The 16,284-nt window shown below is 38.1% G+C and carries 15 protein-coding genes; 9 read left to right on the forward strand and 6 right to left on the reverse strand.

All coding sequences use genetic code 11. The features are described 5' to 3' along the window. Positions 1–2: 2 nt before the first annotated feature. The gene (locus MKL51_RS16360; protein WP_016140721.1) at positions 3–647 is read right to left on the reverse strand and encodes an A1S_1983 family putative colistin resistance protein; all 645 of its coding nucleotides are present in this window, start codon (positions 645–647) and stop codon (positions 3–5) included. 100 nt (positions 648–747) lie between these two features. Here MKL51_RS16360 and ispF point away from each other — a divergent pair, with 100 nt between their 5' ends. Continuing rightward, positions 748–1,239, forward strand: coding sequence for a 2-C-methyl-D-erythritol 2,4-cyclodiphosphate synthase (gene ispF / locus MKL51_RS16365; RefSeq protein ID WP_002115651.1), 492 nt, complete (start codon positions 748–750; stop codon positions 1,237–1,239). Here the strand turns inward: ispF and MKL51_RS16370 are convergent. From MKL51_RS16370 to glnL, 5 genes are all read right to left on the reverse strand, one after another. Further along, complete coding sequence (locus MKL51_RS16370) at positions 1,227–1,751, reverse strand: protein tyrosine phosphatase family protein (protein ID WP_032006894.1); 525 nt, start codon at positions 1,749–1,751, stop codon at positions 1,227–1,229. The two genes, ispF and MKL51_RS16370, sit on opposite strands and share 13 nt — an antisense overlap. 192 nt (positions 1,752–1,943) lie before the next feature. Then, entirely contained in the window at positions 1,944–2,864 is a 921-nt protein-coding gene (argF, locus tag MKL51_RS16375; RefSeq protein WP_005068890.1) for an ornithine carbamoyltransferase, read from the reverse strand. Between the two features lie 112 nt (positions 2,865–2,976). After that, positions 2,977–3,630, reverse strand: a complete 654-nt coding sequence (locus MKL51_RS16380; protein WP_270904359.1) for a TetR/AcrR family transcriptional regulator — start codon at positions 3,628–3,630, stop codon at positions 2,977–2,979. A 277-nt stretch (positions 3,631–3,907) separates the two neighbouring features. Beyond that, positions 3,908–5,401, reverse strand: a complete 1,494-nt coding sequence (gene glnG / locus MKL51_RS16385; RefSeq protein WP_002115702.1) for a nitrogen regulation protein NR(I) — start codon at positions 5,399–5,401, stop codon at positions 3,908–3,910. Next, positions 5,388–6,497 carry a nitrogen regulation protein NR(II) gene (glnL, locus tag MKL51_RS16390; protein ID WP_002115631.1) on the reverse strand — a complete coding sequence of 370 codons (1,110 nt, stop codon included), beginning with the start codon at positions 6,495–6,497 and terminating at the stop codon, positions 5,388–5,390. The genes glnG and glnL overlap by 14 nt, the downstream gene beginning before the upstream one ends. 342 nt (positions 6,498–6,839) lie before the next feature. On the opposite strand from glnL, the gene rimO reads away from it, so the two are divergent. From rimO to bamA, 8 genes are all read left to right on the forward strand, one after another. Continuing rightward, complete coding sequence (gene rimO / locus MKL51_RS16400) at positions 6,840–8,183, forward strand: 30S ribosomal protein S12 methylthiotransferase RimO (protein ID WP_002115588.1); 1,344 nt, start codon at positions 6,840–6,842, stop codon at positions 8,181–8,183. A gap of 51 nt (positions 8,184–8,234) precedes the next feature. Next, positions 8,235–8,963, forward strand: coding sequence for a UMP kinase (pyrH, locus tag MKL51_RS16405; protein WP_000852257.1), 729 nt, complete (start codon positions 8,235–8,237; stop codon positions 8,961–8,963). Between the two features lie 84 nt (positions 8,964–9,047). Continuing rightward, positions 9,048–9,602 carry a ribosome recycling factor gene (gene frr / locus MKL51_RS16410; RefSeq protein ID WP_032006897.1) on the forward strand — a complete coding sequence of 185 codons (555 nt, stop codon included), beginning with the start codon at positions 9,048–9,050 and terminating at the stop codon, positions 9,600–9,602. 5 nt (positions 9,603–9,607) lie between these two features. After that, complete coding sequence (gene uppS, locus MKL51_RS16415) at positions 9,608–10,360, forward strand: polyprenyl diphosphate synthase (RefSeq protein WP_002115643.1); 753 nt, start codon at positions 9,608–9,610, stop codon at positions 10,358–10,360. Continuing rightward, complete coding sequence (locus MKL51_RS16420) at positions 10,360–11,184, forward strand: phosphatidate cytidylyltransferase (protein WP_032006898.1); 825 nt, start codon at positions 10,360–10,362, stop codon at positions 11,182–11,184. Before uppS ends, MKL51_RS16420 begins: the two co-directional genes overlap by 1 nt. Next, entirely contained in the window at positions 11,185–12,381 is a 1,197-nt protein-coding gene (ispC, locus tag MKL51_RS16425) for a 1-deoxy-D-xylulose-5-phosphate reductoisomerase (RefSeq protein WP_032006899.1), read from the forward strand. It begins immediately after the preceding gene. A gap of 1 nt (position 12,382) precedes the next feature. After that, complete coding sequence (gene rseP / locus MKL51_RS16430) at positions 12,383–13,738, forward strand: RIP metalloprotease RseP (RefSeq protein WP_017480963.1); 1,356 nt, start codon at positions 12,383–12,385, stop codon at positions 13,736–13,738. 36 nt (positions 13,739–13,774) lie between these two features. Continuing rightward, positions 13,775–16,282, forward strand: a complete 2,508-nt coding sequence (bamA, locus tag MKL51_RS16435) for an outer membrane protein assembly factor BamA (RefSeq protein ID WP_005068904.1) — start codon at positions 13,775–13,777, stop codon at positions 16,280–16,282. Positions 16,283–16,284: the final 2 nt, after the last annotated feature.

Consider the following 16,284-nt stretch of genomic DNA (forward strand, 5'->3'; position numbering starts at 1 on the left):
AGTTAATCATATAGGCGGTAGATTCCGCTAAAACGTTCACAGCCTTTTTGCTGGGTTTTCACATTAAGTAAAGCTTTTTGAAAATTAAACTGATATTTACAGTTGTGCTCATTGTCTAAAATTTCACTTTTTTGTTCAGGCGAACTATAGGCCATCAATGAGATTGTTTGCGTTTCTTTGCGATTATTTGGATTGCGGTATGCTATCCCTTCAATCTTAATTTTATCTTTCGCGAGCTGATGGACTTGAATGTGTACAGGCTGAGCTGCTATATGTCCATTTTCAAACTTAAGATAATGCTGGGTAAGCGTTTGCTTAAGTGAAGCATAAAAATTTAAGTCATCAGTACGTAAATCAAACTGTTGTTGAATACATGTATTACTCTTGCATTGCTGAGTATGTTTAGACCATAACTTTTGTGTATCCTGTAAAAGCTGTAAGGGGGCATCAGTAACTAAATATGCAGAAAGATATTTATTATTGAGTTGCTTTCTCGATTCACTAAATGTTTTTGAACAGATTTTAAGCTCAGCTCCAGTATTGGAACAGTCTATTGATTCTGCAAAGACAAGAGGTGAACATAAACAACTCAGTGTCACGACAAAACTTAATCTTTTCAATTGATTCATATCAGTATTAGACAGCATGATCGCTTATACTTTCAGTCTACTTTGCTAGGTGTACTATAGCGAAACAGAACGGCTGAATACAAGATTTCTTAAGTTTTTATGGAAGGTAATAATTTATATGGTTGCTCAGATTCGTATTGGACAAGGAATGGATGTACATGCCTTTGAAGAGGGGAACTTCGTTACATTGGCGGGTATTCAAATTCCACATACACATGGTTTGAAAGCACATTCTGACGGTGACGTTGTACTTCATGCGCTATGTGATGCTTTATTAGGTGCTTTAGCGCTTGGAGATATTGGACAACATTTTCCTGATACTGACCCAGAATACAAAGGCGCAGATAGCCGAGTATTGTTAAAGCATGTTTATCAATTGATCTTAGACCGTGGTTATCAGTTAAATAATGCCGATATTACGGTGGCTTGCGAGCGTCCAAAATTAGCTAAGCATAATCTGGAAATGCGTCAAAGCATTGCTGACGTTCTAAATGTAGATATTAATCAAATTAGTATTAAAGCAACGACAACCGAAAAACTTGGGTTTACCGGTCGTCAAGAAGGTATTTTGGCTACAGCGACTGTTTTAGTCTCTCATCACACCAAGTGATCGGCCTGCTGCAAAGACTGTTGAAGTTCTAAAGTTGCCTTACGGCCTTGTAGCTGTAAGGTAATATTATGAATGAGTCCAGTCCAAGTCTCATTAGGTTCCCAAATTTCGTGCAATAAATCCTGAGAAGTCGGCATATCCATATTCATATAAAACTGTCTATAGACATACATAAGGCAACTTACGCGTTTATTTTTGGCGCAATGTATCCAAACAATTTCATTTTGCACTAAATGATCAATCAAATCTAAAACTAATAAGCACTGCTCAGCAGAAGGCATCTCCCAATCAATTGGAATATGAATATAATTTAAACCAAGGTCTAAACAAATACGGTCTTCATTCTCAAGATGATTTGAAGCATTAGTTAAAGCAAGGTTAATGACTGTGCTACAACCAAACTCTTTAATCAATTTTAGTTGTTCAGCAGAAGGCTGGGCCGAGCTAAATAAATGTTCATGAATAATCGAAAATGCGGGAATTTGAGATAATGATTGTTCAAGGGTTGTCATGATCGCACTCTACAAGAGTAGGCTTAGCTTATTGTGTAGAATGTTATACACGATTCTAGAGAATAGTTGAAATACAGCCTGCTTATATATTCGGCAACGTTATCAAATTTTTAAAAATAATTAACTGGAAAAGTACAAGTCTTATAAAATAAAAAACAGCATCATAAAGATGCTGTTTTTTTAACGCAAAATTTAAGCTTTCTTTAAATTTTCATTCAATAAAAATTCGACTAAAGCTTTTTGAGCATGGAGACGGTTTTCTGCTTCATCCCATACGACTGCATTTTTATAATCGAGCATGGTTTCAGAAATTTCTTCGCCACGATGAGCAGGTAAGCAGTGCATGAATAAACAATCTGGGTGAGCAAGGCTCATTAATTTTTCGTTAACTTGAAAATCAGCAAAGGCTTTTTCACGAAGTTTTTGCTCTTCTTCTTGGCCCATACTTGCCCATACATCAGTCACAATAAGGTCAGCATTTACTGCTGCATCTTCCGCATTATCATAAAGCTCAACGCAATGACCAAACTCGGCTAAAAATTCAGGTTTAGGTTCATATCCTTTTGGCGATGCAATTTTGAGTTTGAAACCCATCATGTGTGCAGCTTCAATATATGAATTACACATATTATTACCATCACCAATCCAAGCAACGGTTTTGCCTTCAATGCTGCCGCGGTGTTCAATATAAGTTTGTAAGTCAGCAAGTAACTGGCATGGATGATGATCATCAGTTAAGCCGTTAATTACAGGAACTTTTGAATAAGATGCAAAGCGTTCAACAATGTCATGACCGAAAGTACGAATCATCACAATATCAAGCATACTTGAAATTACACGTGCAGAATCTTCGATTGGTTCACCACGGCCTAATTGTGTGTCACGAGGCGATAAAAAAATCGCGCTACCGCCAAATTGGTTAATACCTGCTTCAAAAGAAATACGTGTGCGTGTACTTGATTTCTCAAAAATCATTCCCAATACTTTACCAACAAAAGGCTGGTAGACCTTATTGTCATGTTGCATTTTTTTAAGTTCGCTTGCGCGTTCTAAAATGCGATTAAGTTCTAGAGTGGATAGATCACGTAAAGTCAGGAAATGTCTTAGAGCCATGTAGCTACTCCATAATAATTGTTCTGAAATATAACAATTATCTGTTGTTGGCTGGGTGGATGTGGGAAAAAAGAAGTCTACTATACTATAAGCATTTTAAAATGCAAAAGAATTAGACTTTATGATGGCCTTTTAAGAAAATATCTACACAATATTCAATGTAATCAAAAGCTTCTTTCTCATCTGGAAGAGCTGGCATACCCATAATCATACGCCATTCAATATCTCGTAAAATCCCAAAATACATGAGTGAAGAATAATACGGAGAATTACAGGTAATTTCGCCTGATTTATCCGCAAACTCTAATGCTTGAGTAAGTGTATTTTGTAAATTATGTACCCATTTGTCATATAAGTATTGTATGAGGACAGTGTTACATTCGGTCTGTTCAATAATAAGTCTTAAAAATGCAACATGTTCGGGCTGAATAATATGAATATATACACGATTAAGTGTTTGAATCAGATATTCTCTTAAAGTGCTTTTCTCTGGTTGGAATGGAATGCAAATATCTTTAAAAAACATTTCACGTTTATGATCACATATAGCCGTAAAAAGTCCTTCTTTATTGCCAAAATATTTATAAATAGAAGCCTTAGAGCCACCTGCATGATTAACAATATCATCGAGAGATACAAGATCATATCCTTTCTCTAGGAACAGCTCGGTCGCGCTTAACAATAGAGCTAAACGACGTTCAATACCGCGGCGTGTTTGAGGTTTCTCACATGCAAGGTGATGTGAATCCAGGACTGAATCATGCATAAAATTTAATAACAACAACTGACTTTGCTTATCTAGTATAGCAAAACTATCTTTAGTGATGGTCATAACCATTTTTTTAGATCATATGCTGAACAGTAAGTGGCTAATTCAAAAAATAAACTAATAGAAAATATAAGCTTAGTGTAGGTTGTAGAAGGGTTTAATGATGTAACCTTATGTTTGCATTATATTTTAATCAAAAATATGATTGAAAAACAAAGCGGCTAAGAATGACTTAACCGCTTTGAAGTTAAATAATGAGATTTCAATGAGATTTCTAGGCTTCAGTTTGAGTAACCTTGTGCTCATCTTCTTCGTCATCATCTGCAGAATCCATTCCAAGTTCCTTTAACTTGCGTGTTAAGGTGTTGCGACCCCAACCTAATAATTCCGCTGCGTGACGTTTGCGTCCACGTGTTTGTTGCAAGGCTGCGTTAATCAATGTGCGTTCAAACATTGGTGTGGCAATATCCAAAATTTTCATTTCACCATTTTTAAGCTTTTGAATAGCCCATTGATTTAGTAGTTCATCCCAATGATGTAGAGAAATACGTTCAAATGAAGGTGCTGGTTGACTAGAATCACTATTCTTTTGCAATGGAACTTGTTTGAGCTCAGAAGGTAAATCTTCCGGATAAACTTCGCGGCCCGTAATCATTACAGTTAGCCAGCGGCAAGTATTCTCAAGTTGTCGTACGTTACCCGGCCATGGTAACTGTTGCATATAGTCTGTCGTCTCGGTACGTAAGATTTTTGGACTTACGCCAAGCTCTTTACCTGCACGCGCAAGGAAATGCTGCGCAAGCATTGGAATATCTTCACTACGGTGGGCAAGCTTAGGAATGTGAATACGAATCACATTTAAGCGGTGATATAAGTCTTCACGGAAGCGGCCTTCATTTACCAGTTTCTCTAGATCCTGATGCGTTGCCGCCACAATTCGAACATCTACTTTAACGGGAATATGTCCGCCTACACGATAGAACTCACCGTCAGCGAGTACGCGAAGCAATCGAGTCTGAGTTTCAAATGGCATATCACCAATTTCATCAAGGAACAGTGTTCCACCATTTGCCTGTTCAAAGCGGCCTTGATGCTGAGTATTTGCCCCTGTGAAAGCGCCTTTTTCATGACCAAATAACTCGGTTTCAATCAAGTCTTTTGGTATCGCAGCCATATTTAAAGCAATAAAAGGCTTGGCACGGCGTGGGGAGTGCTTGTGTAAAGCATGAGCAACTAATTCTTTACCCGTACCCGATTCACCATTAATTAAAACAGTAATATGAGATTGCGATAAACGGCCGATAGCACGGAAAACCTCCTGCATTGCCGGAGATTCACCAATAATTTCTGTTGATTGAAGAGGTGAAGCTGTTTTTGTAGCTTCTTGCTGTTGTAGTTTATTAATATGCAGGATCGCGCGATTGACTAAAGCTAAAGCTTCATCAATATCAAAAGGCTTTGGTAAATATTCAAACGCGCCAGTTTGATAGCTTGATACAGCAGACTCTAAGTCAGAATGTGCTGTCATAATAATGACAGGTAAATCTGGATGAGTGTTTTTGACTTTAGATAAAAAAGTTAAACCATCAATTCCAGGCATGCGGATGTCAGTTAAGATGACATCGGGAGCATCATGGTGCAAACGTTCAAGCGCAGTTTGAGCTTCTTCAAAATTGGTAACATCAAAACCTTCCTCTTTAAAGGTCTTTTCCAATACCCATCGCATGGCGCGATCATCATCAATAACCCATATTTTATTTCGCGACACGGTCTGACTCCCAAGGTAAATATAAGCTAAAAATTGTTTTTCCAGGAACAGATTGGCATTCAATCATTCCGTTATGTTGATGCATAATATTCTGTGCAATACTCAGGCCAAGCCCAGTACCTTTTGCTCGTCCAGTAACCAATGGATAGAATACTGACTCCAAAATACTTTCAGGAATGCCTGGTCCATTGTCCTCTATGTCGACTCGCACTGTAGATCGATTTAGTACACCGTTAATTGTGACAAGACGTTGTATACGTGTACGTAGAATTAACTCCGGTTCGTGATCTATAAAAAATGCTTTGTTTTCTGTTATGGCTTGAATTGCATTTACACTAATGTTGAGCATGACTTGTATTAACTGATCACGATCGGCATTAACATCGGGTAAAGACAAATCATAATCCCGTATAATTTTAATTTTCTTCTTTGTCTGGTTGGCGATAAGTGAACGCACTCGCTCCAAAGGCTCGTGTACGTTAACATTTTCATAACTTGGGAGTTGTCTAGAACCCAACATGGTATCTGCCAAGTTAGTTAAACGATCTACTTCATTAATAATGACATCTGTAAATTCAGCATAACTCTTATCGTTTAAACTGCGAGCGAGTAATTGAGTTGCACCACGAATACCTGCAAGTGGGTTTTTAATTTCGTGCGCAACGCCACGTACAAGCTGCCTAGCGACCTGATGTTGTTGTACCAGATTTTCTTCTTTAGAAATCTTTAACATACGATCAATCGGGTTGAGCTCAATCAAGAGTAATGGGTGATAACTTTTACCTGCATTTAATTGAGACACTGTGTAATCAACATGAAGGTCTTTAAAGTTGACATTAATAACCGCTTCTCGTCGAGTATAAGGTTGACCCGTTTTAATAGTGTTTAATAAAGCTTCATGTGTATTAAAAGTATCATCTGGTGCATGAAGTAAGTTCAAAACCGGCTGTCCTGAAGCTCGAAGTAAACTAATGTCAAATAGTGCTTCGCAGGCAGAATTTAAGTAAAAAATATTCAAGTTACTATCGATCAATAAAATCGCAGTAGTTAAGTTGTCTACCAATAGGCGATAGTCGATAGGGTTGTGTTGATCCATTAGCGAATCGTTCCTGTCTTAAAATAGCGCAATGGCATCTTCATTGGTTATCGGATTTTCACCGTTATAGAACATGAACGATGCAAAATATACGCCAACTTTGTTTATGGGTTATTTTAAAGTTTTAAAGTATTTAAAAACGCGCTGAAATCGGTCTTTATATCGGTTGATCAAAACTGATGGCTTGAATATAGATAATAACATGATCCAACTTGGTGCAAAGGTGAGTTTTGGTGCAAATGTTGGTCGTATTTTGGTGCATTACACAAAGAGTAGGCTTTCCACCTATGCTTGAGACAAGAAAAGACATACAATACGCGCATTCAAGTGGAGCGCAGATTCATGAAGACCCCCAAAGTCGGTTTTGTTTCTTTAGGTTGTCCTAAGGCATTGGTAGATTCTGAACGAATTTTAACTCAGTTAAAGACTGAAGGTTATCAAGTTGCATCAGATTATGATGGTGCTGATTTAGTTGTTGTTAATACCTGTGGTTTTATCGAATCTGCGGTACAAGAGTCGCTAGATGCAATTGGCGAGGCCATGAGTGAAAATGGTCGAGTAATCGTTACTGGATGCTTAGGTAAAGACGAAGACAAAATTCGTCAAATGCATCCAAATGTTTTAAAGGTTACTGGTGCAGCAGCTTATCAAGATGTAATGGAAGCTGTACATGAATATGTCCCAGCACCACCTAAACACAACCCGTTTGTTGATTTGGTTCCTGAACAAGGAATTCGCTTAACACCAAAACATTATGCCTATTTAAAAATATCTGAAGGATGTAACCACCGTTGTACCTTCTGTATTATCCCAAGTATGCGTGGCGATCTAGTATCGCGTCCAGTTGGAAGTGTACTGGAAGAAGCCGCTGCGCTTAAAAGAGCAGGTGTTAAAGAAATCTTGGTTATTTCCCAAGATACATCAGCTTATGGTGTGGATACCAAGTACAAACTTGATTTCTGGAATGGCCAGCCTGTTAAAACAAAATTCTTTGATATGTGTGAAGCACTAGGCCAACTTGGTATCTGGGTGCGCTTACATTATGTTTATCCATACCCACATGTTGATGCGGTTATTGACTTAATGGCACAAGGTAAAATTCTGCCATATCTTGATATTCCATTCCAACATGCAAGCCCGCGTATTCTTAAGTTAATGAAGCGTCCGGCTCACAGTGAAAATACACTCGAAAAAATTAAATTGTGGCGTGAAAAATGCCCAGATCTTGTGATTCGCTCTACATTTGTAGTGGGTTTCCCAGGCGAAACTGAAGAAGATTTTCAAATATTGCTCGATTGGTTAGTTGAAGCTGAACTTGATCGTGTTGGCTGCTTTACCTACTCACCAGTAGAAGGCGCTACGGCAAATGATTTACCCGATCATGTGCCTGAAGAAATTAAACAAGAGCGTTACGAGCGCTTTATGCAAGTGCAGCAACAAATTTCTGCTGCTAAGTTGCAAAAACGTATTGGTCAAACGATGACTGTATTAGTCGATAGTTTGGAAGATGAATATCCTGTTGCTGTTGCACGTTCTTATGCCGATGCTCCGGAAATTGACGGTAATGTCTTTGTAGAAGATATCGATAAGAGCACTATTCAACCAGGCGATATGTTGGAAGTCGAAATCACCGATGCGGATGAATACGACTTATTTGCAAAGTTAATTAAAATTAAGTCGGTTTAATCGATAACGATTCAAAAAAGCATTCAGTTTAAGAGGTTTTGGAGCAAACTCATGGCGGAAACAATTAGCCCCCGTTATTCACGCATTTTATTAAAACTATCTGGTGAAGCATTATCAGGTAACAAAGACATGGGTATTGATGCCCAAGTTCTTGATCAAATGTCCCTTTCAATTGCTCACTTAGTTGGCTTAGGCGTGCAAGTGGGTATCGTTGTTGGTGGCGGTAACTTGTATCGTGGTAGTCAGTTGCAAAAGGATGGCTTGGTTGGTCGTGTAACAGGCGATCAAATGGGTATGCTTGCAACTGTAATGAATGGTTTGGCTATGCGTGATGCATTGGTTCGCCGTAATATCAGAACTCGCCTTATGTCTGCATTACCAATTGGTACAGTAGTAGAGTCTTATTCAAGTCGTGATGCTATCCGTCACTTGAGTCAGGGTGAAGTTTGTGTTTTTGTTGCTGGTACAGGAAATCCATTCTTTACGACTGATACGGCAGCTTGCTTACGCGGAATTGAAATTGAAGCAAATTTAATTCTAAAAGCGACCAAAGTAGATGGCGTATATAATAAAGATCCAAGTAAATACGAAGATGCGGTTAAATATGATCATTTAACCTTTGATCAGGTATTGGACGAAAAACTTGGTGTTATGGATTTGACAGCTATTTGTTTATGTCGTGACCATAATGTGCCATTACAAGTTTTTGATATGAATAAATCAGGCGCGCTATTGTCAGTAGTCATGGGCGAAAAAGAAGGTACACGCGTTACTAAATAATGTACGTGTTGACGAAAGCTCTTTATACTAGCGCTAAATTAAATTTGTTAAAACATCCTTGAATAAATAAGTAAGGTAGATCATATGATTAACGATCTGAAAAAAGACAGCGAACAACGTATGTTAAAAACTCTTGAGTCTTTGGAACTAGGGTTTGCTAAAGTTCGTACCGGCCGTGCACACCCATCAATCTTAAATGGGGTAATGGTTCCTTACTACGGTTCTGATGTGCCTTTAAATCAAGTGGCAAACATTGGTGTTGAAGATTCTCGTACACTTCTTGTTCAGCCATTTGAACGTACAATGGTTTCAGCTATTGATAAGGCAATTCGTGAGAGTGATCTTGGTTTAAACCCAATTACAGCGGATGCAATTCGTGTACCTTTACCTGCATTAACTGAAGAAACACGTCGTGATATGCAAAAAATTGCGCGTAGCGAAGCTGAAAATGCAAAAGTTGCAATTCGTAATATTCGTCGTGATGTATTAGGTGATATCAAAGCATTATTAAAAGAGAAAGAAATCTCAGAAGATGATGAGCGCCGTGCAGGTGATGATATCCAGAAAATCACTGACAAATATGTTGCAGAAGTAGACAAGCGTCTTGCAGCGAAAGAAGCAGAATTGATGAAGGTCTAAATTTTATGACCGATTCAGAAGAGTATCATCTTCCTAAGCATGTTGCCATCATCATGGATGGCAACAACCGCTTTGCAAAAAAAAATCAAATGCAAAAAGGTGATGGACATCGAGAGGGTAAAAATGTTCTTGATCCTATCGTTGAACATTGTAAAAAAACAGGTATTCGTGCTTTAACGGTTTTTGCATTTTCAAGCGAAAACTGGAATCGACCACAATTTGAAGTCGATCTGCTTATGAAGCTTCTTGAAGAAACTATTCATGAGCAAATACCTCGCATGAAGAAATTTAATATTGCTTTGCGTTTCATAGGTGATCGTTCCAGATTACCGTCACACCTAGTTGCCTTAATGGAAGATGCAGAGCAACAGACAGCACACCATAACACTATGACCTTAACTATTGCTGTGAGCTATGGTGGGATGTGGGATATTGCAAATGCAGCAAAACAAGTTGCTGAAGCGGTTTCCCGTGGTGAATTTGGTGCTGATCAAATAAATGTTGATTTGTTCGAAAAATATGTCAGTCTAAACGATCTGCCAGCTGTGGACTTATTGATCCGTACAGGTGGAGATTATCGCATATCTAATTTCTTGTTATGGCAAGCAGCATATGCGGAGCTGTATTTTACTGATACTTTATGGCCAGAATTTACAGTACAAGAATTCGATCATGCATTGAATGTTTTTTCAGGGCGTGAACGTCGTTTTGGCAAAACATCTGAACAAATTCAGCAAGAGAAAATAGAGAACTTATAATGTTAGAGCGGATTGTTACCGCATTGGTACTTGTCGCAGTTGTTTTAGGCTGTATGTTTGCTACGCAATCACATTATCCAATGTTGGTTCTTATGATTGTAGCAGCAGGGGTTGCGGGGTATGAATGGTATAAATTAATGCCCCATGAAGCTGTAAATGCTGTAAAGCCAAAAGCTTGGTGCTACGGTCTGCTTGTTGCATTCGTTTCAGGCGTTGCTCTATTTTTCCATGATATTGCATTACTGTTGTGGTCAGCTTCAATTTTGACTTGGCTTGTAAGCGTTTATTGGGTCAAATCTTTTCCTGAATTTGATGGGTGGTATAACGCTACTCTATATGTAATTGGCATTATTTTAGTTTGTGCTGCGGTAACTTCAATTTTTGTTGTCTGGCAAAGTTCGCCTTGGTGGTTAATGTATCTGTTCTTGCTTGTGTGGGGTGCAGATAGTGGTGCTTACTTTGTTGGCCGTAAATTTGGTAAAAGAAAACTAGCGCCAACCGTAAGTCCGAACAAATCAGTAGAAGGCTTGTATGGTGGTATTATCACGACCATACTGGTAATGTTGGTTGTGCAATATCAGTATCTAAATTTAACTTTAATTCAGCAAATCCTGTTTCTTATCTTGTCGCTGATTACAGTATTCGGTTCAGTTTTAGGTGATTTATTTGAGTCGATGATTAAACGTCGTGCTGGTATTAAAGATTCTGGACGTGTACTACCTGGTCATGGTGGTGTTTTAGATCGTATTGATTCTTTACTTGCTGCAGCCCCGATCTTTGCAACGGGAATGTATATATTAAAACTTATTGGTGTAGATTTATAAATGACACAATCTGTTTGCATATTGGGTGTAACCGGTTCCATTGGGCAAAGTACCTTAAAAATTTTAAATCAACATCCTGATAAGTATTCAGTATTTGCAATTTCAGCTCATAGTCGAATTTCTGAATTGGTTGATATATGTAAACAATTCCAACCAAAAGTTGTAGTTGTTCCAAAGCAAAAAGTTGACGAATTAGCAGCTTTATTTGCAAAAAATGAATTACAAAATATTGAAATTTTGACTGATCAGGAAGGGCTGGTAAGTATCGCATCTCATCCAGATGTTGATGTAGTTATGGCTGCAATTGTTGGAGCAGCTGGTTTATTACCAACATTAGCGGCTGTAAAAGCTGGTAAACGCGTATTGCTTGCTAATAAAGAAGCTTTAGTCATGTCTGGTGAAATCATGATGCAAGCAGCACGTGATCATCAGGCATTATTATTACCAGTAGATTCAGAACACAATGCTATTTTTCAATCATTACCTCATAATTATTTAGAGGCTGAAAGAAATGGACAACCGCAACAGGGTGTATCAAGAATCTTATTGACCGCTTCAGGTGGACCATTTTTAAACCATTCGTTAGAACAGTTAGAAAAAGTTACTCCTGCACAGGCTTGTAAGCATCCCAACTGGTCTATGGGACAGAAAATCTCAGTTGACTCAGCTACTCTTATGAATAAAGGGTTAGAGTTGATCGAGGCATGTCATTTGTTTTCAATATCTGAACATTTTGTTACAGTTGTTGTTCATCCACAAAGTATTATTCATTCTATGGTGCAATATGTTGATGGTTCAACATTGGCGCAAATGGGTAATCCAGACATGTGTACACCGATTGCCCATGCATTAGCATGGCCAGAACGTTTACAGACTAGTGTTCCTGCTTTAGATTTATTTGAGTATTCTCAGCTTAATTTTCAAGCACCGGATATCCAGAAATTTCCAGCACTTGATTTAGCCCGTCAGGCAATGCGTGCAGGAGGGCTAGCACCTACTATTTTAAATGCTGCAAATGAGGTTGCCGTTGCTGCATTTTTAAACCAACAGATTGGATTTACAAATATCCCACAAGTGGTAGAGCATACTTTGCAAAAATTGGAAAACTCAGTTGCTGATAATATCGAGTCTATTTTGAATAAAGATGAAGTAGCACGACATGTAGCACAGCAGTATATATCAAGTATAGGAGGCTGAAATGAGTGCATTATTTATGATTGCAGCAGCCGCTCTCTTGCTCGGTCCATTAATTGCAATTCATGAGTTCGGTCATTATTGGGTGGCACGAAAACTTGGTGTTAAAGTTCTAGTTTATTCTATTGGTTTTGGTCCGACATTACTTAAATGGACATCAAAAAAATCTGGAATTAAGTACCAACTTTCAGCTTTGCCTCTAGGTGGTTATGTAAAAATGCTCGATGAGCGCGAGGGTAATGTTGCAGAGCAAGATTTACCTTATGCATTTAACCGTCAAAAACCATGGAAGCGTATAGCAATTGTTGCGGCTGGTCCTTTAATTAATTTGATTTTTGCTGTTTTACTTTTCTGGATTTTATTTTTACCAGCACAGGAACAACTAAATACAAGAGTGGGTAAAGTTATACCCAACTCGCCAGCTGCAACAGCTCAACTACAAGTAGGTGACAAGATTATTGCTGTTGACGGAAAGGAAACGCAAACTTGGGAAAAACTTAACTTTGCTTTGATTGATCGTGTAGGTGAAACTGGTAGCTTGAATATCGATGTAGATCGTGCAGGTACTGAGAAAAATATTGTTTTACCCATTAAAGATTTTTTAAAAAACCAAAATGAATCAGCTTTAGATGTATTAGGTTTTTTACCCTATCGTCCCGTTATTCCTGCTGTTGTAACGGAGTTGACTGCAGATGGGGCAGCAATTCGTCAAGGAATGAAAGTCGGTGATCGTATTGTTTCAATTAATGGTCAAGTAATGAAAGATTGGTTTGATGTTGTGGAAGTTGTGCAACATTCACCAGAAAAATTACTAAGTATTGATGTGTTGCGTAATGGTCAACTCGTTCATTTGCAAGTCATGCCTCAAGGAAAGCGTGACAATATGGGGCAAGTGAGCGGTGTCTTAGGCGTAAAAAGTGATGCAGGAAAAATTACAATTCCTGACGAATATAAGCAAACAATTCAATATACTCCAATACAAGCTTTCCAGATGTCGCTAGATAAGACTGGCCAAATCTCTAGCATGATATTGAGTTCGATAGTAAAAATGGTTAAGGGTTTAATTGGTTTAGAGAATCTTTCTGGACCAATTACAATCGCGAAAGTAGCGGGACAAAGTGCAGAAATGGGATGGCAGACTTTCATCTCATTTATGGCTTTAATGAGTGTAAGTCTTGGAATTTTAAATTTATTACCAATTCCAATGCTAGATGGTGGACATCTCGTTTATTACATTATTGAGGCTATTCGTGGTAAGCCTGTTTCTGAACAAATACAAATGTTTGGTCTAAAAATTGGTATGGTACTGCTCGGTAGTATGATGCTTTTAGCTTTATTTAACGATTTTATGCGTTTGTAAACGTATATGGATTTATAACTTACTGGAAAAACTGGCATGCGGCACACACATTTTTTAATGCCTTTGGCACTTGTTAGCGCTATGGCAGCGGTACAACAAGCATATGCAGCTGATGATTTCGTTGTTCGAGATATTCGTATAGATGGTTTGGTCCGTCTTACTCCTGCAAATGTTTCTACCATGTTGCCAATCAACAGTGGCGATCGCGTTAATGAACCGATGATCGCAGAAGCAATTCGAACATTGTATGCCACTGGACTTTTTGACGATATTAAAGCATCAAGAGATAACGATACTTTAGTTTTCAATGTCGTAGAGCGCCCGATTATTTCAAAACTTGAATTTAAGGGTAACAAACTTATTCCTAAAGAGGCTTTAGAGCAAGGCCTCAAAAAAATGGGCATTGCTGAAGGCGAAGTTTTTAAGAAGTCAGCTTTACAAACAATTGAAACTGAATTAGAGCAGCAATATACTCAGCAAGGCCGTTATGATGCTGATGTAACTGTTGATACTATAGCTCGCCCAAATAACCGTGTTGAACTTAAATTAAATTTTAATGAAGGTACGGCAGCTAAAGTTTTTAATATCAATATTATTGGTAATACTGTTTTTAAAGACAGTGAAATTAAACAAGCTTTCGCAGTTAAAGAAAGTGGTTGGGCTTCAGTTGTAACCCGTAATGACCGTTATGCTAGAGAGAAAATGGCAGCGAGCCTTGAAGCTTTGCGCGCTATGTATCTGAATAAAGGTTATATCAATTTTCATATCAATAACTCACAGCTTAATATTAGTGAAGATAAAAAGAATATCTTTATTGAAGTTGCTGTTGAGGAAGGTAGCCAGTTCAAATTTGGTCAAACCAAGTTTTTAGGTGACGCACTTTATAAACCTGAAGAACTGCAAGCTTTGAAAATTTATAAAGATGGGGATACCTATTCTCAAGAAAAAGTAAATGCTGTTAAGCAATTGTTATTGCGTAAATATGGTAATGCTGGTTATTACTTTGCAGATGTAAATGTCGTTCCGCAAATTAATAATGAAACGGGTGTTGTTGACTTGAACTATTATGTAAACCCAGGTCAGCAAGTAACCGTACGTCGTATTAACTTTACAGGTAATAGTAAAACTGCCGATGAAGTATTGCGTCGTGAAATGCGTCAAATGGAAGGCGCTTTAGCGAGTAATGAAAAAATTGATTTGTCCAAGGTTCGTTTAGAGCGTACTGGATTCTTCAAAACAGTTGATATTAAACCGGCTCGTATTCCAAATTCACCAGATCAGGTGGATTTAAACGTAAATGTTGAAGAGCAACACTCGGGAACTACAACATTAGCGGTAGGTTACTCACAAAGTGGTGGTATCACATTCCAGGCAGGTTTGAGTCAAACTAACTTTATGGGAACGGGTAATCGTGTTTCGATCGATTTATCTCGCTCTGAAACTCAAGACTACTATAACTTAAGTGTTACTGACCCTTACTTCACTATTGATGGTGTAAGCCGCGGTTATAATGTTTATTACCGTAAAACAAAGTTAAATGATGACTATAACGTTAATAATTACGTTACCGATAGTTTCGGTGGTAGTTTAAGTTTTGGTTACCCAATTGATGAAAACCAAAGCCTAAGTGCCTCTTTAGGTATTGATAATACTAAAGTAACGACTGGTCCTTATGTCTCTACTTATGTGCGTGATTATTTGTTAGCAAATGGTGGTAAAGCAACAAGTAAGGGTTCATATTGTCCAACCTTAAATGGTGAGTCGCAGTATGATACTGAGAAGGGGGAATGTAAGGTCCCAGAAGAACAATATGATAATGCGTTTGATGGTGAGTTCTTTACATATAACTTAAATTTAGGTTGGTCATACAATACTTTAAACCGTCCTATTTTCCCTACTTCAGGTATGTCACATCGTGTAGGTCTTGAAATTGGTTTGCCAGGTAGTGATGTTGACTATCAAAAAGCAACTTATGATGCACAGGCATTTTGGCCAATTAGTAATACTGGTTTCGTATTGCGTGGTTACGGTAAACTTGGCTATGGTAATGATTTACCATTCTATAAAAACTTCTATGCAGGTGGTTATGGTTCTGTTCGGGGTTATGATAACAGTACCTTGGGTCCTAAGTATGCAAGTGTAAACTTACAAGAAACCAAGCAAAATGACGGTTCTCCAGAAGAGGTGGGGGGTAATGCTTTAGTACAATTTGGTACTGAATTAGCTTTACCGTTACCTTTCAAAGGGGACTGGACTCGCCAAGTACGACCAGTCATTTTTGCTGAAGGTGGTCAAGTATTTGATACTAAGTGTGATGTTGGCTCTTATTCTATGATTATGAATGGGCAGCAAATAGCAGATGCTAAAAAATACTGTGAAGATAACTACGGTTTTGATTTAGGTAATATGCGTTATAGCGTAGGTGTTGGTTTTACATGGATCACTATGATTGGGCCATTATCTCTTAGCTATGCATTCCCGTTAAATGATAAGCCTGGTGACGAAACTAAAGAGATTCAGTTTGAAATCGGTCGTACTTTCTAAGT

Origin of the sequence: Acinetobacter sp. AOR18_HL (assembly GCF_027855145.1) — a bacterium.
GTDB lineage: Bacteria > Pseudomonadota > Gammaproteobacteria > Pseudomonadales > Moraxellaceae > Acinetobacter > Acinetobacter pittii.

Excerpts from the sequence above, each read along its gene's own strand:
- MKL51_RS16360 (WP_016140721.1), bottom strand. The coding sequence starts at position 647 with ATGCTGTCTAATACTGATATGAATCAATTGAAAAGATTAAGTTTTGTC.
- ispF (WP_002115651.1), top strand. The coding sequence starts at position 748 with ATGGTTGCTCAGATTCGTATTGGACAAGGAATGGATGTACATGCCTTT.
- MKL51_RS16370 (WP_032006894.1), bottom strand. The coding sequence starts at position 1,751 with ATGACAACCCTTGAACAATCATTATCTCAAATTCCCGCATTTTCGATT.
- argF (WP_005068890.1), bottom strand. The coding sequence starts at position 2,864 with ATGGCTCTAAGACATTTCCTGACTTTACGTGATCTATCCACTCTAGAA.
- MKL51_RS16380 (WP_270904359.1), bottom strand. The coding sequence starts at position 3,630 with ATGCATGATTCAGTCCTGGATTCACATCACCTTGCATGTGAGAAACCT.
- glnL (WP_002115631.1), bottom strand. The coding sequence starts at position 6,497 with ATGGATCAACACAACCCTATCGACTATCGCCTATTGGTAGACAACTTA.
- rimO (WP_002115588.1), top strand. The coding sequence starts at position 6,840 with ATGAAGACCCCCAAAGTCGGTTTTGTTTCTTTAGGTTGTCCTAAGGCA.
- pyrH (WP_000852257.1), top strand. The coding sequence starts at position 8,235 with ATGGCGGAAACAATTAGCCCCCGTTATTCACGCATTTTATTAAAACTA.
- frr (WP_032006897.1), top strand. The coding sequence starts at position 9,048 with ATGATTAACGATCTGAAAAAAGACAGCGAACAACGTATGTTAAAAACT.
- uppS (WP_002115643.1), top strand. The coding sequence starts at position 9,608 with ATGACCGATTCAGAAGAGTATCATCTTCCTAAGCATGTTGCCATCATC.
- MKL51_RS16420 (WP_032006898.1), top strand. The coding sequence starts at position 10,360 with ATGTTAGAGCGGATTGTTACCGCATTGGTACTTGTCGCAGTTGTTTTA.
- ispC (WP_032006899.1), top strand. The coding sequence starts at position 11,185 with ATGACACAATCTGTTTGCATATTGGGTGTAACCGGTTCCATTGGGCAA.
- rseP (WP_017480963.1), top strand. The coding sequence starts at position 12,383 with ATGAGTGCATTATTTATGATTGCAGCAGCCGCTCTCTTGCTCGGTCCA.
- bamA (WP_005068904.1), top strand. The coding sequence starts at position 13,775 with ATGCGGCACACACATTTTTTAATGCCTTTGGCACTTGTTAGCGCTATG.